At 71.4% G+C, this 18583-nt stretch carries 12 protein-coding genes; 6 read left to right on the plus strand and 6 right to left on the minus strand.

The features are described from left to right. Nucleotides 1-285: 285 nt before the first annotated feature. Nucleotides 286-1146 carry an FG-GAP repeat domain-containing protein gene (locus CAP_RS01365; RefSeq protein ID WP_052373932.1) on the plus strand — a complete coding sequence of 287 codons (861 nt, stop codon included), beginning with the start codon at nt 286-288 and terminating at the stop codon, nt 1144-1146. Between the two features lie 12 nt (nt 1147-1158). On the opposite strand, the gene CAP_RS01370 is transcribed toward CAP_RS01365, so the two are convergent. Both CAP_RS01370 and CAP_RS01375 read right to left on the minus strand, forming a co-directional pair. Then, the gene (locus CAP_RS01370; protein WP_044235074.1) at nt 1159-3060 is read right to left on the minus strand and encodes an Hsp70 family protein; all 1902 of its coding nucleotides are present in this window, start codon (nt 3058-3060) and stop codon (nt 1159-1161) included. Continuing rightward, complete coding sequence (locus CAP_RS01375; protein WP_044235076.1) at nt 3057-3902, minus strand: DUF2760 domain-containing protein; 846 nt, start codon at nt 3900-3902, stop codon at nt 3057-3059. The genes CAP_RS01370 and CAP_RS01375 overlap by 4 nt, the downstream gene beginning before the upstream one ends. Before the next feature lie 137 nt (nt 3903-4039). Here CAP_RS01375 and CAP_RS01380 point away from each other — a divergent pair, with 137 nt between their 5' ends. Further along, nucleotides 4040-4732 (plus strand): hypothetical protein, encoded by a 693-nt coding sequence (locus tag CAP_RS01380; protein WP_044235078.1) that lies wholly within the window; start codon nt 4040-4042, stop codon nt 4730-4732. A gap of 310 nt (nt 4733-5042) precedes the next feature. Here the strand turns inward: CAP_RS01380 and CAP_RS01385 are convergent, their stop codons facing one another. Together CAP_RS01385 and CAP_RS01390 are read right to left on the minus strand one after the other, a co-directional pair. Continuing rightward, nucleotides 5043-9920, minus strand: coding sequence for a serine/threonine-protein kinase (locus CAP_RS01385; RefSeq protein ID WP_081864439.1), 4878 nt, complete (start codon nt 9918-9920; stop codon nt 5043-5045). 173 nt (nt 9921-10093) lie between these two features. Further along, nucleotides 10094-10759, minus strand: coding sequence for a hypothetical protein (locus CAP_RS01390; RefSeq protein WP_044235080.1), 666 nt, complete (start codon nt 10757-10759; stop codon nt 10094-10096). A gap of 153 nt (nt 10760-10912) precedes the next feature. Here CAP_RS01390 and CAP_RS01395 point away from each other — a divergent pair, with 153 nt between their 5' ends. Next, on the plus strand, nt 10913-14050 hold the full coding sequence (locus CAP_RS01395; protein WP_044235082.1) for an MXAN_5808 family serine peptidase: 3138 nt from the start codon (nt 10913-10915) through the stop codon (nt 14048-14050). Between the two features lie 45 nt (nt 14051-14095). Further along, nucleotides 14096-14593, plus strand: a complete 498-nt coding sequence (locus tag CAP_RS01400) for a tellurite resistance TerB family protein (RefSeq protein ID WP_044235084.1) — start codon at nt 14096-14098, stop codon at nt 14591-14593. Between the two features lie 56 nt (nt 14594-14649). Here the strand turns inward: CAP_RS01400 and CAP_RS01405 are convergent, their stop codons facing one another. Further along, the gene (locus CAP_RS01405) at nt 14650-14970 is read right to left on the minus strand and encodes a hypothetical protein (RefSeq protein ID WP_044235086.1); all 321 of its coding nucleotides are present in this window, start codon (nt 14968-14970) and stop codon (nt 14650-14652) included. Between the two features lie 60 nt (nt 14971-15030). Here CAP_RS01405 and CAP_RS01410 point away from each other — a divergent pair, with 60 nt between their 5' ends. Next, nucleotides 15031-15942 carry a uroporphyrinogen-III synthase gene (locus CAP_RS01410; protein ID WP_063748620.1) on the plus strand — a complete coding sequence of 304 codons (912 nt, stop codon included), beginning with the start codon at nt 15031-15033 and terminating at the stop codon, nt 15940-15942. 202 nt (nt 15943-16144) lie between these two features. Here the strand turns inward: CAP_RS01410 and CAP_RS01415 are convergent, their stop codons facing one another. Continuing rightward, nucleotides 16145-16927, minus strand: a complete 783-nt coding sequence (locus CAP_RS01415) for a hypothetical protein (protein WP_044235087.1) — start codon at nt 16925-16927, stop codon at nt 16145-16147. A gap of 345 nt (nt 16928-17272) precedes the next feature. On the opposite strand from CAP_RS01415, the gene CAP_RS01420 reads away from it, so the two are divergent. Next, entirely contained in the window at nt 17273-18580 is a 1308-nt protein-coding gene (locus CAP_RS01420) for a hypothetical protein (protein WP_044235090.1), read from the plus strand. Nucleotides 18581-18583: the final 3 nt, after the last annotated feature.

Below are 18583 nucleotides of genomic sequence, written 5' to 3' on the forward strand. Positions count from 1 at the left end.
GCTCTCGGCTGGAAGAACGATTCATGGCTGGTGAATCGGATGCAGCAGGCGTGCCGCCATTATCGAGAAGGTGCGCGTCGTATTCGTCCTTGCGGCGCAGTATGACGGACATCTGACGTTTTCATGGGACTTGGCCGCGCGACCCGTCATTCGCATGTTGAGCGCGGATGAACGCGTGACCTCCATCGGGCGAGCACCCGCTGGCAAGGGTCATGCGTGACGGGAACGAGGCGATCGATCGTCTATCGCCATCCAGAACACTTTCACCCATCGGGAGCATGAACGATGAATCCAGGTAGAATCACCCTTATCCTCCTCGCCTCCCTCGCGAGCGGGGCCTTTGCGTGTGGAATCACGGCGACGGAGGACGAAAGCGACAGCGGCGAGAACAACGCCAGTGCGGCCGCGGAGGACGATGCGGCGATCCCGGAGAGCACGGAGATGCCCTTGGAGAGCGCGGTCGCTCCTCCGGAGAGCGACGAGGCGGTGTCGGAGAGCGACGAGGCGGTGTCGGAGAGCGCGGATGCGCTGGTGATCGTGTCCGCGCTGGGATCATCGGGGCAGAACGATTTCGACGGCGATGGCCGGGCGGACATGACCGTCTGGCGACCCAGCAACGGGACCTGGTACGTGCTCACCTCGTCGAGCAACTGGAGCACCTCGATCGTCAGGCAGTGGGGATTGAGTGGTGACACGCCGCTCGCCGACACCGACTTCGACGGCGATGGTCAGGCGGACATGGCGGTCTGGCGACCGAGCAACGGGACCTGGTACGTGCGCACCTCGTCGAGCACCTGGAACAGCACTTTCAGCAGGCAGTGGGGCCTGAGCGGTGACGTGCCGTTCGCCAGCACCGACTTCGACGGCGATGGCCGGGCGGACATGGCGGTCTGGCGACCGAGCAACGGGACCTGGTACGTGCGCACCTCGTCGAGCACCTGGAACAGCGCATTCAGCAGGCAGTGGGGCCTGAGCGGCGACATCCCCCTCGCCAGCGTCGACCTCGATGGCGACGGGCGCTCCGAGATGACCGTGTGGCGTCCCGGCAACGGGACCTGGTACGCGCGCACCTCTGCCAGCGACTGGAACAGCGCGTTCAGCAGGCAGTGGGGGCTGAGCGGCGACATCCCCCTCGCCCGGAAGTGAGCGCGGCCTGCGTCACGCCTCGGAGCGGACCGACAGCTCCACCCGCCAGCGCTCGTTGGGCTTCTGCGGGCTCGTCGGGATCGCTTCGAGGAGGAGCGTGCCGATCTCGGTGATGGAGGCGTGCAGGTGGACGGGGACCACGTCGCCCTCGGGGCGCCCCTCCGCCGGGAGGGTGACCTCGATCGGGGACAGCTCTTCCAGCTCGCCGGGCTTCCAGCGAGGAAGCTCGGTGCCGGGCTGATCGTCGCGCCGCACCGAGGAGCCGAAGAACCGGAAGTGCACCGGCTCGCCCACCACGACCATCAGCTCCTGGGGCGGGAGGTTGGCCTCGGTGCCCTCCTCCATGCCGAAGGGCGCGACGCAGAGCGCGGTGATCGGCGGCTCCAGACCGGGGACGGCGGGCACCGCGTCCTCGATCCCCACGTAGTACGCGCGCGCCGTGCCGCCGCGGATGCGCAGGCCACGGCCGTGGCGGGAGAGGCCGTAGGCAGCGGCGCCCCGGGCCACGGCGAGGTCGAGATCGGCGGCGGGCAGGACGCGCACGGGCGGGGCGCCATCGGCGGCGAGCCACTCGTTGAGCGTGGCGAGGAGGCGCTCGCGGAGGGGCTCTCCCTTGAGCACGCCGCCGTTGAAGAGGATGGCGGTGGGGTGCAGCAGCGCGCCGCCCTGGGACCCGGAGAAGCCGGGGAGCTTGGCGGTGGCGCCTGCCTGACGCCCGAGGAACGCCGCGAGGTGGCGGGTCACGGCCGGGTCCTGCGCGTAGGGGAGGCCGAGCTGGGTGAGGCCGGCGCGGGTGCGGGTGGCGGGGCGGGCGTTCCCGGGGACCACCGGGAAGAAGCCGTCGACGAGGGTGCGGGTCAGCTCCTCGCGGGTCAGCTCGGTGCGCAGCGAGCCGCCGAGGAGCTTCGAGCCGCGCGCCGCGAGCGCGATGGGCGCGGCGTCCAGGCTCCCGTCCCCGAGCAGGCGCTCCTTGGCGATGCGGGCGGCGTGGGTGAGGGCCGTCATCTGCCAGCGGTCGAGCTCCTTGCCCTCGGCCTCGAGCTTCTGGCGCACCACGTGGGCGAGCGCGAGGTCCATGTTGTCGCCGCCGAGCAGGATGTGATCGCCGACGGCGATGCGGGTCAGCTCCAGGTTGCCGTCCTGCTCCACCGCGGCGATGGCGGAGAAGTCGGTGGTGCCGCCGCCGATGTCGGCGATGAGCAGCACGTCGCCGGGCTTGAGCAGCTTGCGCCACCCGTCGCCGATGGCGTCGATCCAGGCGTAGACCGCGGCCTGCGGCTCTTCGAGGAGGGTGACGTCCTCGATGCCCGCGGCGACCGCGGCCTCGACGGTGAGGTCGCGCGCGGCGGGATCGAAGGACGCAGGCACGGTGATCATCACCTCCTGCTGGGCGAAGGCGAGGTCGGGATCCCCCTTGGCGATCACCTGGTCCCAGGCCTCGCCGAGGTGCTCCAGGTAGCGCCAGGAGGCCTCGACGGGCGAGATCTTCTCGATGTCCTCGGGCGCGCCGAGGGGGAGCACGCCGCCCCGCCGGTCGATGGCCTGGTGGCTGAGCCAGCTCTTGGCGCTGGCGACGAGGCGCGCGGGGGCGTCGAGGCCGCGGGCGCGGGCGTGCTCGCCGACGGCGAAGCGGCGCTCCGCGTCCCAGGGCAGCGGCTGCGGGCCCTCGCTCTCCGGCGGGAGGTAGAGGAACGAGGGCAGGAGCGGCCGCGCATCGAGGGTGCCCTGCGCGACGAGCTGCGGGACCTGGAGCACGCTGACGGGGGCGGGGTCGCGCGTGTCGCTGGCATTGCGCGCGTCGCTGGCATTGCGCGTGTCGCCGGCGTTGCGCGCGTCGCTGGCGGGAAGCGGGGCGTAGGCGAGGGCGCAATGGGTGGTGCCGAGATCGATGCCGATGACGAAGCGTGCGCTCATAGTTCCACCTCGGCGGGCGCCAGGATGTGGGGGTCGTGGCCCGCGATGGGTACGGGTAGCTTGATCTGGGCGACGCGCCAGCCGCGGTGGGTGAGGACGCCCTGGTAGGGCGGGCTGCCGCCCACGTTGCCGCTGAGCTTCACCTCGGCGGGGCTGAAGCCCGAGGCGATGGTGATGCGGGCTCCTTCGTCCTCGGTGCGGACGGGGGTGACCGTCGCGTGGTCGCGGAGGGCCTTGCGGCAGCCCTCGTGGATGACGCGGGCAGCGGCGCCGATCTCGGCGTCGGGGAAGGTGGCGATGTCCTGCTGGAGGAAGTCGATGAGGCGGCCCTCGCGCTGGAGCAGGGCGAGGAGCTGCAGGGCAGGCTCGGTGCTGGGGGCCGCGGGCGTGGTCGTGGTCGCAGGCGCGGCCGCGGAGGGGGTGGCAGGCGCGGTCGTGGTCGTGGTCGTGGTCGTGGTCGTGGTCGTGGTCGCTGATGAAGGCCTGGGCTCTGGCTTGGCCGGAGACTCGGGCTCGGACGAAGGGTCGGACGAAGGCGCGGGCGGCGGCGAGAGCGGGGCCTGGCCGCGCCGGGGGCGATCGGGGATCGTCTGCTGGGCGGCGCGCGCGGCTGCGGACAGGGCGGGCTTCACCTGCGGAAGGCGCGCCAGCTCCGCGGCCGACGGCAGCGAGGGCGTCCGCTTGCGGGGCGGAGGGGGGAGCTCCCGCTCGGGCGACGCGGCCTCACCTTGCCGCAGGGCGAAGGCGCGGGCCGCGAACGCGGGGTCGAAGAGGACGCGGAAGAGGCACACCCAGGCGAACCAGAGTCGGGTGGCGAGGGGCAGGGGGGTGGACTCGGGCACGGCGGGAGCCTACCGCGGCACGACGTCGGGTGCCCAACGGAAGCCACCGTGGTGGCGCCGTCGATCCGCGCGCGGTGCTCCACGCGCATCGCGGAGGGGCATGGCTGCGGTGATGAGGCTGGGCTAACGGGTGCCGGATGCAGACGCCGACCCTGAGGTCCAGGGACCTCGACCGGGCCACGGGCGTGCGCCTCGGCACGCTCTGGGCCTTACCCTTTCTGGGTGTGGTCGTCGGAGGGGTTGCGCTGGTCCTCGGCCAGGAACACGAGGCTGGCCTCGATCTGTTCTGGGCCGCGGCGAGCGGTCTGTCGTTCTTCCTCTTCGGGTGGGCCTGGAACGAGCGTCGTCAGGCCCGCCGGCTGGCGCGGTGGCTCGTCGCGCACGAGGACGAGATCCGGCGGGTAGAAGCCACGTGGGCCGGCCAGCGCCTCACCCGCGCCACGACACTGGTCCAGTACGAGGTGCTGGTCTCTCTGATCCTCGTGGAGATCTCGTTCATCACGGCGCCGCGCCCCGACCGGCGACCTCTCCTGCCCACGGCCACCACGCTGCTGCTCGGCTGGTGGGGCATCCCTTGGGGGCCCTTCCACACCGTGCGTGCACTCAGGACCAACCTGGGCGGCGGGCACACCCGGAACGTCGCGCAGCTCCTGGTCGCCCTGCACGCGAAGCCGCCGCCCCGGGCTGCATGGTGGCGCCGGCTCCTGGCCCTCGACACGGGTGACCGGGGCCAGATCGCCATGAACATGGCCGTGCTGGGGATCTTCGGGGCGGTCCTCCTCGCCATCCTGATCGTGACGATCCTCGCGGCGTTCTACCCGGGCCCTTGAGCGCTCCCAGGTATCTGGTGGAGAGGTCCCCACCTGTCTCGGGGATACCTGGGGAGGTATCCGAGTGACACCTCACCAGAGATCACAGGGACACCTCGGAGGTGTCCGGTGGATAGGTCGGAGGTGTTCCGCGAACACCTCGGACCTGTTCTCGGAACACCTCCGACCTGTTCGCGTGACAACTCATATGGTGTCACGGGGACACCTCCGACCTGTTCTCGGAACACCTCGGAGGTGTCCGCGGAACACCTCGGACCTGTTCTTGGAACACCTCCGACCTGTTCCCGGGACACCTCGAAGGTGTCCGGGGTTACCTCGGTCCGGGCTTCGCGGTGGCGCGGACGCTGTCGACCCGCGACCGGCAGACTTGCTCGTCGGCCCGGGCCGTGGCCTCGGAGACGTGGAGCAGCTCCATCCGGCGCGCGGCGGGCATGCAGTAGGTGGTCGCCGCCCAGAGGCGCGCGTCGTCGAGGCCGTGGAGGGGCTCGGGGTCGGGCCAGATCCAGGCGGTGCCGTCGTCGGAGGCGCTGACGATGCGCTGGCCGTCGGGGCTCCAGGCGGCGGTGTTCACGGGGGCGTCGTGGCCGCGGAAGACGAGGGGCTCGCCGGTGCCGTCGGCGTTCCAGACGCGGATGGTCTTGTCGTGGGACGCGGTGACGAGGGTCTTGCCGCCAGGGTGCCAGGCGACGTCGTTGACCCAGTGGTCGTGGCCGCGGAGGACGGTGGGGGTGCCGGTGTGGTCGATGTTCCAGAGGCGCACCGTGCCGTCCCAGGAGCCGGTGGCGAGGCGGCGGCTGTCGGGGCTGAAGGCGACAGCGTGGATGACGTCGGTGTGGTCGCGGAAGACGACGGGGGAGCCGGTGCCGTCGGCGCAGAAGACGCGGGCGGTGCGGTCGTCGCCCGCGGAGGCGATGTGCTTGCCGTCGGGGCTCCACGCCACGGTGAAGACGGGGCCTTCGTGGCCGCGGAAGACGACGGGGGAGCCGGTGCCGTCGGCGTTCCAGACGCGGACGGTGCGGTCCTCGCCGCCGGTCACGAGGCGGGTTCCGTCGGGGCTCCAGGCGACGCTGAGGGTGACAGGGCCGTGGTGGAAGACCACGGGGGAGGCGCTGCCGTCGGGGTTCCAGAGGCGCGCGGTGCCGTCGCGGGAGGCGGTGGCGATGCGCTTGCCGTCGGGGCTCCAGGCGGCGGCGTGGACGTCCTTGTCGTGGCCGCGGAGGACGTGGGGGGGCTCGGCGCCGTCGACGCTCCAGAGGCGCGCGGTGTTGTCGAGGGAAGCGGTGGCGATGTGCTTGCCGTCGGGGCTCCAGACGGCGCCGGTGAGGGCACGCTGGTGGCCGCGGAAGGGGATGGGCTGCACGATGCGGCTCATGCGCCACACCCGCGCGGTGTGGTCGAGGGAGGCGCTGAGGATGGTCTGGCCGGTGGCGTCGAACTCGGCGGAGATCACCTCGTCGGCGTGGCCGCGGATGACGATGGGCTCGGAGGCCTTGCCGCCCGCGCTCCAGACGCGGACGGTCCTGTCGCTGGAGGCGCTGACGAGGTGGGTGCCCTGCGGGCTGAAGGCCGCGGAGAGGACCTTCTCGTCGTGGCCGCGGAAGACGAGGGGCTCGCCCACGCCGTCGGCGGACCAGAGGCGCACGGTCTTGTCGCTGGAAGCGGAGGCGATGTGCTTGCCGTCGGGGCTCCAGGTGGCGTGCCAGACGTCGTCGGTGTGGCCGCGGAGGACGATGGGCTTGCCCTTGCCCTCGGCGGGCCAGACGCGCACGGTGTTGTCCTCGGAGGCAGTGGCGATGCGCCTCCCGTCGGGGCTGAAGGTCGCGGAGCGGACCTGGTCCTCGTGGCCGCGGAGGATCACGATCTCGCCGGTGCCGTCGGCGCGAAAGATGCGCGCGGTCCGGTCCTTCGAGGCGGTGACGATGCGCTCGCCATCGGGGCTCCAGGCGGCGAAGTAGACGGCGTCCTCGTGGTCGCGGAGGACGAGGGGTTCGCCGGTGCCGTCGGCGGACCAGACGCGCACGGTGCCGTCGAGGGAGGCGCTGACGATGCGCCTCCCGTCGGGGCTGAAGGCGGCGCTGGAGACGCGCTGGGTGTGGCCGCGGAGGACGAGGGGCTCGCCGGTGCCGTCGGCGCGCCGCACCCGCACCAGGTCGTCGAAGGAGCCGCTGACGATGTGCTGGCCATCGGGGCTGAAGGAGGCGCGGGTGATGCCGGTCGGCTGGGCGAGGACCAGGCTCGCCACGCCCTGGCGGAGGGCCCAGCCGGCGAGCTCGGACCAGCCGCGGGGGGCCTCGGGCAGCTCGATCTCGCGGAGGAGGGCGAGCACGGTGGTGGGGTCGGTCTGCAGCTCGCGCGCGGCGGCGAGGCGGGTGGCGTTGCGGGCCTGGCGGGCCTCGGCCTGGGCGTGGTCGGCTTCGCGGTCGGCGCGCTGGGCCTCCTCGGCGGCATGCGCGGCGGCGCGCTGGGCGCGGGCTGCCTCGTCGCGGGCGCGCACGGCGAGGGAGGAGACCACCACCGCGACCACGCTGAGGGCGGCGATGAGGCCCGCGGAGGCCCAGCGGCGCACGCGCCTCGCCCGCTCGGCGAGGCTCACCACGGCCCGGAGGTAGCGCTCCTCGCGATCACCGAGGCGCGCGCTGCCCTTGCCCTGCGGGGTGCGCCGGCGCTCCATCCAGGCGCGGGCCTCCACGGCGGCGCTGTCGCGCCAGAGCAGTCCCTCGGGCTCTCCGTCAGCCTCCCACTGCTGGGCGGCGGTGCGGAGCCGGGCAAGGAACTGGGCGTCGAGGGCGCTCTCGTCGAGCCAGCGCCCGAGCCGCGGCCAGCGGTCGATGAGGGACTCGTGCACCAGCTCGACGGTCGAGCCGTGGTGGTGCGCGGCGTCGTGCCTCGCGTCGTGCGCGGCGTGCGCGGCGTCGCCATCGGTCTCGATGGAGAGGAGGCGCGCCTCGCCGAGGTGCTGGACCACCTGCTCGATGGCGCGCGCGTCGTCCGTGGGGTTCGTGACGTGCTCGCCGTGGGCGCCGTGGGCGCCATGCGCGGCGCCGCCCTCGCGGGCGAGCTTGCGCAGCTCGTCCAGGCCGACCACGGCGCGGGTGCGCTCGGGGGTGACCAGGCGGAGAAGCAGCTCGCGGCAGAGGCGCTGCTCGTGGGGCGAGAGGGCGGCGAACACGGTGTCGGCGTGGGCGGAGAGGGCGCCGGCGATGCCGCCGAGGCGCTCGTAGCGCTCGCGGGTGACCAGGCGCCGGGCCGGGTCGCGGGTTTCCCAGAGCTTGGTCGCGGTGAACTGGAGGAGGGGCAGGGGGCTCCGCGCGCCCTCCAGCGCGTCGAGCATCTCCTCGACCAGGGCCTCGCTCTCGAAGCGGTGGTCGAGGGCCTCCAGGGGGCGGGTGAGCGCCTGGCGCAGGCCCTCGCGGCCCAGGGGAGAGAGCACCACGAGGCCGCGGGTGACCTCGGCGAGGAGGCGCTGGTCGCCAGCGACCCGGTCGAGGAAGTCGGAGCGCATCGCCAGCATCACCCGCAGGGGCGAGGAGGCCTCGTCGGCGACGCTCTCCAGGCAGGCGAGGAAGGCGCGGCGCTCCTCGGCGCCGACGCCGAGGGTGTAGAGCTCCTCGAACTGATCGACGAAGAGCAGGAGCTTGCTGCGGCGGCGGCGGCAGTGGGTGCGGAGGTAGGCGCCGAGGGCGCCGGGCTCGTGGCTCAGGGTGTGGGCGAGGGCGTCGAACTCCGCGGCGCCGGGCATGCGCTCCCGCTCGCCGCTGGTGTCGGGGTGGCGCGAGGACGCGGGCGAGAGCGCGGGGTCGGTGACCTGGGTGAGCACGTCGACCAGCGAGGCGAGGGGCCTGCGCCCGGGCCGCAGGATGAACGCCTCCCAGCCCTCCCCCGAGCGCTTCAGGGCAGGGATCACCCCGGCGCGCACGAACGACGACTTGCCGGCGCCCGAGGGGCCGGCGACCGCGAGGAGCGGCTGGTTGGCGAGGCGGCGGAGGACGGCGGGGATCTCCGCTTCGCGGCCGAAGAACCGCGCGGCGTCGGCTTCCTGAAAGGCGGAGAGGCCGGTGAAGGGGCTCTCGTCGTCCGCGAGGTTCGGGACGTCGCGCCCGGTGCGCAGCGCTTCGAGGATGGTGAGCAGCTCCCGGGCCGAGGCGAAGCGGGCGTCCTTCTGCTTCTGGAGGCAACGGTCGACGATGGCGCCGAGGGCGCCGGCCTCGGGGCACGCCTCCCGGAGCGAGGGCATGGGGAAGGTGAGGTCGGCGACGCGGGCCATGCGCGCGGGGAGGACGGGCCAGAGGGGGTGGGTCCCGGCGCAGAGCTCGTAGAGGAGGAGCCCCATGGCCCAGATGTCGGCGCGCTGGTCGGTGACCTCGTTCCGCCACTGCTCGGGGGCCATGTAGAGGATGGTCCCCACCCGCTCGTCCTCGACGTGGCCCGCGCCGGTGAGGCGCGACATGGCCTCGGCGCTGAGCTGCTTGGCGATGCCGAAGTCGACGACCTTCACCGGCCCGGCGTTGGAGAGGAGGATGTTCTCCGGCTTCAGGTCGCGGTGGACGATGCCCTGCGCGTGGGCGCACACCAGCGCGCGCACCACGGGGATCATCAGCTCGATCGCCATGCTCGGGGAGACGCGCACGGCGGGTGTCTCCGCGCCGTCGAGGAGGGTCGCGTTCGCGGCGCTGGCCCGTCGCTCCATCCACGCCCGCAGCGTGCAGCCCTCGATGTACTCGAGCACCATGTACGGGTGGCCCTGGTGCTCGTCCACCTCGTGGATCACCACGATGTTCTCGTGCCTGCACTGGGCCGTGGCGCGGGCCTCGACCATGAACTGGTCGCCGCGGGAGCCCCGATGTTGAAGGAGCATCTTGATCGCCACCAGCCTGCCCAGGCGGGTATCGCGCGCGAGGTACACGGCTCCCATGCCGCCCTCGCCGAGCTTGCGGATGATCTCGTACTGCTTGATCGGGGTGCCCGCGGGCAGCAGGAGGTCGAGGGGGAAGCGATCCACCGAGATCTCCGCGGACCGCGGCGGCACGTCCGGGAGCGAGGACGCCAGCGAGGCGTCGGGCGAGGCGTCGGGCGAGGCGTCGGGCGAGGCGTCGGGCGAGGCGTCGGGCGCGAGGCGGCCAGGGATCAGCCCGGGGGGCGCGTCTGCTGTCCTGGTGAGGGCCGAGAATTGCGCGGGTTCTCCGCTCATCGGACGGACCAGTATCACTCAATCCGAGCGCGGTCGCTGTGGGTGCGGGGGAGCCGGGTGCGCGCCGGGTGTGTGTGAGTCGGCGCTCACCGCGTGCTCACCGTGCGTTTGCGGGGCACGCGATGGCCGGTTCAGCGCGTCATTCCATCTGGCGGCGCTCTGCGACGCTGTGCCTAGAATGCAGCTCGGACCACTGAAAAGCGGAATTCCTGGCCCTGGGTGACACCGAACCGGAGCATCTCCTGCGGTGAATAGAGGGGCCTGACGTCGGGCGCGGGGAGGCCGAAGGCGACGCGCTGGGGGTCGAGGTCGAGGAGGCCGAGGGCGGGGCGCGGGCGGGGATGGGCGGCGGGACGGGTACGCTGTGAGGTGAGCTGTGAGGTCACCTTGAGGTCGCCCTCGACCTTGGGGCCGTCAGGGGAGGGTTCGTTCTTGAGCGGCTCGTCGCGCTCCTCGGGGGGGCTGTAGGCGGTGGCGTTGAGGGTCACCACGACGGTGGGGATGATGAGCGCCATGCCTCCGGCGAGCAGGTAGAGCGGCACCTCGGCAGGGGGAGCCGCGCCCTCGATGGCCCAGCCGCCGATGCCTCCGGCGATCATGCCCGCGCTGCCGAACACCAGGTAGGGCCAGGTCGCCTCCACGCCGAAGGCGCCCATGCCGATCATCACGGCCTCGCCGCCGAGCAAGGCCGTGCCGACGATGCCCTTGCCGGTGCCCGTCACCTTCTCCTGCGCGCTGGCGGTGCCCATGCCTGCGGTGAAGGCGGCGGTGAGCGCGGCGGTGAGCGCGGCGGCGGAGAGGAGGGAGCTCGTCCATCGCGGCGACGATCCTCGAAGCATGATGTCTTGCGGCGCTCCTCGGGTTCCTGGCTGGCGTGGGGGAGGGGGTACGGGGGAGCGGGAGCGTAGCACGGGGATCCGCGGCGCCGAAGCACCCGCATCCGTCTGCCCCATCTCGACGTCCGGCGGCGCAGGTCTATACTCGTCGGCCGTATGCCCCAAAGACTGCTCGAACGTCTCGGCAAAGCCCTGGCACTGTTCGGGGCCTTCGCCCTCGCGACGTACTTCGCCCTGCAGTTCGGACCGGGCGGTCTATGGCGTGGGTTCGAGCCGGCGCTCGCGGTCACGGGGCCTTCGGCGAAGGCGCCCTACGACCTGACCCGCCTCGAAGCCGTGAACGAGACGCTCAAGATGATCCGCGACAAGTACGTGGATCCGGAGCGGGTGAAGCCGCGGGAGATGTTCCTGTCGGCCCTGAACTACGTCCAGCGCGACGTGGCGCAGGTCATCGTCCTGACCGGCGGGGACGCGAACGAGGTCAGCGTCCGGGTCGAGAACAACGAGAAGAAATTCCGGGTCGACAACATCCAGGGGCCCTGGGACGTGTCGGCGCGGCTGCGGGAGGTGTTCGCCTTCCTGCAGAAGCACCTGAAGGGGACCGAGGTCGACCTGCGCGACGTGGAGTACGCGGCGTGCAACGGGATGCTGCACACGCTGGACCCCCACTCGGTGTTCCTGTCGCCGGACGCCTACAAGGAGATGAACGTCTCCACGTCGGGGGCGTTCGGGGGGCTCGGCATCGTGATCTCGGTGCGCGACCAGCTCCTGACGGTGATGAACCCCATGCCGGACACGCCGGCGGGGCGCTCGGGGATCAAGCGGTTCGACCGGATCGTGAAGATCAACAACGAGTCGACGCTGAACATGCCGCTCGACGACGCTGTGCGGCGGCTGCGGGGGGATCCGGGGACCAAGGTCACGGTGTGGGTGGTGCGCGAAGGGGAGGGGGGCTGGAAGGAGCCTCGTCCCTTCGAGCTGAGCCGCGAGGTGATCAAGGTGCGCTCGGTGGAGTCGCGGCTGCTCGACGCCGGGGTGGGCTACGTGCGGCTCAAGCAGTTCCAGGCGACGTCGACGGCGGAGCTGGACGCGGCGCTCGACCAGATGCGGGCCAAGGGGCCGATCAAGGGGCTGGTGCTCGACCTGCGCGGCAACCCGGGCGGGCTCCTCGACCAGGCGGCGCGGATCGCCGACAAGTTCCTGAACGACGGGGTCATCGTCTCCACGGTGGGGGCCTCCGAGGGGCGCGAGGAGAAGCGGGCCAAGGGGCCCGGGACCGAGCCGCCCTACCCGATCGTGGTGCTGGTGAACGGCAACAGCGCGAGCGCCAGCGAGATCGTGGCCGGCGCGCTCAAGAACCACAACCGCGCGGTCATCGTGGGGCAGACGTCGTTCGGCAAGGGGAGCGTGCAGCTCGTCTTCCCGGACGTGACCCCGGAGAAGGCGGCGCTGAAGCTGACCATCGCCCAGTACCTGACGCCGGGCGACGTCTCCATCCAGGGCGTGGGCGTGACGCCGGACATCGAGCTCGATCCCATGACCGTGGACGATCTGGAGATGGACCTCACGGTGACCAAGGATGGCCTGCGGGAGCGTGACCTGTCGGCCCACCTGTCGAACGCGCAGGCCGCCGGCGGCAAGCCGCTGGAGGTGGTGCGCTACCAGCTCACCAGCGCGGACCGGGAGCAGCTCCGGGAGCGCGGCGGGGAGCTCGACGACGACTTCGCGCTCGACTTCCCCATCCGCTTCGCGCGGGACCTGGCGGCGCGGGTGCCGCAGCGGGTGCCCCGCCTGGAGCAGCTCCGGGCGGCGCACGACTTCATCGAGCAGGTCGGCAAGGAGGAGCTGAACAAGGTCGCGGCGGAGCTCGGCAGGCTCGGGGTGGACTGGGCAGCGCCGCCCGAGGGCGCAGCTCCGGTGAAGCCAGAGCTGGAGGTCACCATCGAGACCGACCGCAAGAACGCGGAGGTGACGGCGGGGCAGCCCATGGAGCTGCGGGTGACGGTGAAGAACACCGGGACCCAGCCGGTCTTCCGGGTGCGCGGGACAACCGACAGCGACAACCCGTACTTCAACTCGAAGGAGCTGATCTTCGGGAAGGTCGGGCCGGGCCAGTCGAAGACGGCGAAGACGCCGCTCGGGTGGTGCGAGGTGGAGGGGCGGAAGTTCGGGACCATCAAGCCGCGCTCGGGAGACGAGAAGCGGAACTGCCGGATCCCGATGGACGCGCTGTCGCGGAGCGATGGCCTCAAGGTGAAGCTGGAGGCCGAGGGGCTGTCGTCGGAGCCGGCGCCCGTGGAGATCCGGCCGACGGTGCGCGCGCTGGAGCGGCCGCTCTTCCAGTACTCGTACCAGATCGCCGACAACCGCGGCGGGAACGGGGATGGGCTCATCCAGAAGGGTGAGAAGGTCAGCATGTACCTGACCGTGAAGAACGTGGGGAAGGGGCGCTCGTACGAGTCGCAGACGAACATCTCGAACCTCTCGGGGGACGGGCTGCTCCTCGACGGGGGCCGCTTCGACATCTCGAACATGCAGCCCGGCGACGTGCGGCGGGTGGTGTTCTCGTTCGATGTGCAGCCGCAGCTCATGGAGCCCGAGGCGACGCTGGCGCTCACCGTGGGCGACCGCGACCTGCGCGAGTTCGCGAGCGAGAAGGTGAAGATCCCGGTGTCGGCCCCGGCGGTGCTCACCGCGGACAGCGGGACCGTGAAGGCGGGCGCGGAGGGCGCGGCGCTCCTCGACAGGCCGGACGCGAACGGACACACCTTCGGGAAGCTCGCCGCAGGGGCCGCCGTGAAGGTGCTCGGGAAGGTGGGCGCCCACCTGAAGGTGGACCTCGGGAGCAACCGCTTCGCCTTCGTGGCGGAGAAGGACGTGGCCCGCGGCGGCGCGGCGCCCGCGGCGGTGACCTTCGAGGACGTCTACTCGCACGCGCCGCCCTCGGTCGAGGTGACCGCCTCGGAGATGGCGACGCGCGGGGACACGGTGAAGATCACCGGGACCGCGGCGGACGGCGAGCGGCTGCTCGACGCCTACATCTTCGTGGGGAGCCGCAAGCTCTACTACAAGTCGAACCGCGACGGCACCGACCCCAAGAAGATGGGCATCGAGTTCGAGGCGCCCCTCAGGCCCGGGGTGAACGTGATCAGCGTGGTGGCGCGCGAGAACGCGGACACCACCACCCGCAGGACGCTGGTGGTGCGGAAGGACGGACCCGATGGGTCGATCTTGAAGACGCCGAAGTCGGACGACCCGGTGGACGAGTGGATCGCCGGGGCGGTCGAGGAGTGATGGTGGCCGTGAGCGCTGTCCGGCGGGTCTGCTAGGGTCAAGGCAGTGGGTCTACTGTCCTGGCTCGGCCTGCAGCGGGAGAGCTCTTTCCCGAACCTCGACGCCTTGCTCCGGGAGCTCCGCCAGGCGCTCCCGGACGACGAGGGGGTCGTCCTTCGCTACATCGCCATCGTCGTGGTCCTGCTCGGCAAGGTGGCCTGCGTCGACGGGCGCTTCTCCCGGAAGGAAGAGGAGCTGCTCCGCGCGCTCCTGGCGCACGTGGAGGGGCTCAGCGCAGGGGCCATCGAGGCGGTGTGCACGGCCCTCGAAGGCAAGCTGCCCTCGATCCACGAGCAGGAGCTGGATCGCTGTTACCGGGAGCTGAAGTCGCTCTGCGACGCGGATGAGCGGGCGCGCGTCGTCCGGTTGCTCATCCAGCTCGCCGCCGCGGACGGGGCGCCCACGGAGGCGGAGCGGGCCGAGATCGAGCGCATCGCCGAGGAGCTGGGGGTGCCGCTCGAAGAGATCGCGCCCGACCTCAACGCGCCCCCGCCGCCAGCCTGACGCCCGTCACCTCCGGAAGCGAGCACCACCCCCGGCCGTGTGAATGAGGGCGACGGTCAGGGGTCCTGGGTGGCTTCGCTGCGGGGGCGCTGGCGGAGGGCGGTCAGGGTCACGAAGAGGACGAACAGGACGGCTCCAGCGACGGCCACCAGGGTGCCGGCGTTGAAGAGGTAGTGCATGTCCCCCGCGCCGCCGATGCCCATCAGGAAGATGCCGAGGAGCGTCACGCCGGCGCCGATCACCGGGTCCGGACCCGTGGTGGCGCGCCGAGGGGCGGCAGGAGGTCCGGGACGTTTGCGCGCGCTCGCTGCCTCGTCGGGCGAGGAGGAGGGGGCCTCGTCGTCTTCGCGCTGGTCCGCCTGTTTTGCCGTCACCACGGGTCCAGGTTACCAGACCGAGGGGCGTGGGGGGGCTCGGCGTTGGGGTAAGCTCGCGCGGTGAGCACCGCACGTGACTTCGCCGGCAGGCGCGTCGTCAGCTTCGAGAGCCGCCGCGCAGCGGAGATGGCCTCGCTCATCCAGCGCCACGGTGGGGTCCCCATCCAGGCGCCCACGCTGCGCGAGGTGGTGGTCGACCGGAACGAACACGCCCTCGCGTTTGCCTCGGCGCTCCGGCGCGGCGAGGTGGACGTGGTGGTGCTGATGACCGGGGTGGGGACCCGGGCGCTCGCGGGGGAGCTGGAGCCCGAGATGAGCCGTGAGGCCTTCGCCGCGGCACTCGGGGGGGTGCAGGTGGTGGCCAGGGGGCCGAAGCCCGCGGGGGCGCTGCGGGAGCTGGGGGTGACGGGCTTCGCCACGGTGCCCGAGCCGAACACGTGGCGCGAGGTGCTGGCGGTGCTCGCGCGGGTCTCGGCGCCGCTCGCCGGCAAGCGGGTGGTGGTGCAGGAGTACGGCGCGCCGAACCTGGACTTCCACGCGGCGCTCGCGGGCGAAGGGGCGGTGGTCACGCCCGTGCCCGTGTACCGCTGGGCGTTGCCCGAGGACACGGGCCCGCTGCGGAAGGCGCTCCACGCCCTGGCCGCGGGGGAGGTGCCGATCGCGCTGTTCACGAGCCGGCCGCAGATCGAGCACTTCACGATGGTGGCCGCGGAGGAGGGGATCCTCGCCGCGGTGCGCGCGGCGCTCGCGCAGGGGATGGTGGCCTCGATCGGGCCGGTGTGCTCGGAGGCGCTCCGCGCCGATGGCCTGCCGCCCGACCTGGAGCCGGAGCATCCGAAGATGGGGCACCTCGTGAAGGAGGCGGCAGCGCGGGCGGAGGAGATCCTCGCGCTCAAGGGCGTCGGAGGGGCCGGAGGGGCCGGAGGGGCCGGAGGGGCCGGAGGGGCCGGAGGGGCCGGAGGGGCCGGGTGATGGCGCGGGGTGAATGCCCGCTCGCAATGCCCGCTCCGATACACACGGCCGGGGACATGGTTCGCTTCCCGATGCGACGGGCGTCAGGCCCGAAGCGGCAGAGCGCTCTGGAAACCGCGGGTGGATCGGGGAGTGGGGGGCCCCGACGCGCTTTGCTCGGTGGGGGGCGGGGGCGCGAGCCCCTGCCGTGTGAACGAGGTACTCAGGGCTCGTAATCCTCGTCCGAGGCAATCGCTGTGGAGGTGCGCGAGGGCTTGGTGTGGCCCGCGTCGATCACCTCGGCGCGGTAGATGACGCTGCCGTCCTCCGCGGTGATCTCGCCGCCCACGTCGCCCCAGGGGAACCGCTCGCTCTGCACGGTGTGCATGGTCGCGGTCTTGCCGCCGATGCGTACCCGGTAGCTGGTCCGCTGGCAGGCAATGGGCTGGCCGCCCACGTCGAGGTTGAGGGATTCGGTCCCGAGCTCGGCTTCGTTGACGTCGGCGGCCACCATGGTGCGGGCCATGAGGGCCTCGTAGGCCGCGAGCGTCGCGGGCCGCTCCGCGCCGGTGGCGTCGACGCGCAGGACGCCGAGGACCTCACCGCGCGTCGCAGGCGCGTCGCTCATGCGCACGCGAAGGGACTCGTCGCGCCCCTCCGCCGAGAGGGTCATCTCCACGAGGAGGGCGTCGCCTTCACGGGCGACGACGCGCTGGGTGAGGGTGACGGGCTTCTTCTGAAAGGATCCGGTGAAACGGTAAGCAACGTAATCACCAGGCTGCCGCAGGGGAGACGCCGCGAGGAGGGCGGCGGCGGTGGCGGTCGGGCTGGATTTCCCGGAGATCTCGTCATTCGTTCCCTTTTCGGGGGAGGTCGCGGCGGCGTCACTGGACGTCTTTGCCTTGGCGGTATTCGCGGGGGTCGTCGGCTGTGCGTCGAGCGCGGCGCGGCCGCAGCCGACGGCGAGGAGAGAGGCGAGGGCGGCGGAGAGGAGCGTTCGCGTCATGGGCTCCCCCGCTACCGGAGGTTGCGGCGAAGGGACCAATTTCCGGAGCAAAGGCGGGTCGGAGGGGCCCGTTCGCGCTGCGGAAAAAGCCGCTCGTGGTGTGGCGCCGCGCGGGGTGGACCTGGTCAGGGAGGGGCCCCTGGGATCCGGGAGACCGGGTCACAGATGATCCAGTCGGCCGCTCTGGCTGTGGTTCTCCAGCGAGAGGGGGGAATAAAGGCTGAAATGCGCGCCTGCACCGAGGTTTCCAGGGTCCGATGAGGTTGGCCCGCGATGTGCAGTAACAGGGTCGCGCTGCGGAGAACTGCTTGGAGGTCTCCCGGAATCGGGAGAGGATAAGAGGCTATGCTCAAGGTTCACCTGTCACGATCGAACCCCCTCTTCTCCATGGTGCTCATGGGAGCCGGGTCGCTGGCGCTCGCGATGGGCGTGGCGACGGGCTGTGTCAGTCCGCAGCAGTTCCCCGACGATTCCCCGGAGCCTACGGGGGGTCAGGGCGCGAACAACGGTGAGGGCGCGGGGACGAGCAAGCCGCCGGTGGTCGTGGAGACGATCGACGAGGCGAAAGCGCTTTATTTTGCGGTCGACGGCATCTTCAACGCGACCTGCGGCGTGGGCTGTCACGACGGCAAGGGCGGGCAGACCGAGGATCTGTTTCTCGACGCCGAGACTCCGGAAGGTCGTTATGACCGCCTGAAGGCCCAGGATGGCTTCATCAAGAAGAACTGGGACGAGAGCGTCCTCCTCGTCTACCCGCGGACGGGCGCGACGCACCCGACCCAGGGCAGCGTTCACGGCGGCAAGAACTTCGACACGCTCTCGGACGGCACGCTCGAGACCGGGCTGACCGAGTGGCTGCAGGCCGAGGCGAGCCTGATCGAGGCGCCGGCGAACCCGCTCGGCGCTGGCACCGAGCCCTTCACGCCGGTCATGGGCATCAATGCGATCTACCTGGAGGACATCGATCCTCAGCTTTACGGCGTGACGGTCACTTTCATGGCCGAGGAAGAGGCGGGCATTCTCTATGTCTCGGATCTGCGGGTCTATACCTCGAACGTGACCGGCGTGACCGTGAACATCCCGAAGTTCGCGGTCTATCCCCCGAACAAGCCCGCGGTGCTGGACCGGAGCTTCACGGGGGTCAAGGTGGACGTCGGTGCCAATGAGACCGCAAATATCGGTATCGGCTCGGTGATTCTCACGCAGTGGGAGCCGGACTCGCTGATCGCGATGTTCTTCGAGAGCATCACTCCGTATACTCGGCCGGAGACGGGCGGGGGCGGATGCGAGGCCTTCGAGTCGTTCTCGACGGGGGTGGGCGGCGCGCAGAGCCCGCAGCAACTGTTCCGGGCAAGCTGCGGTGGCTGCCACGGAAACAACAACAACAACCGTGCAGTCTCCGCGATCGATATGACGGGGCTCACGAACAATGCACCGACGGGTCCGGAGGAGGCCTGTGCACAGATCAGGGTCCGGGTATCGGGGGATTATGCAAACCCTGCGAATAGCCTGATCTTCAGGAACACCAACCCGGCGATGCAAGCGAATCACGATTTTCGTTTCCCGAACGCGAATGATTTCAACAACTTCAGGACGGCGGTCACGACTTGGATCGAGGCTGAGGCGGATGCCGCTGAGTCTGCAGGTCAATAGCAG

The organism is Chondromyces apiculatus DSM 436 (assembly GCF_000601485.1).
Taxonomy (GTDB): domain Bacteria; phylum Myxococcota_A; class Polyangia; order Polyangiales; family Polyangiaceae; genus Chondromyces; species Chondromyces apiculatus.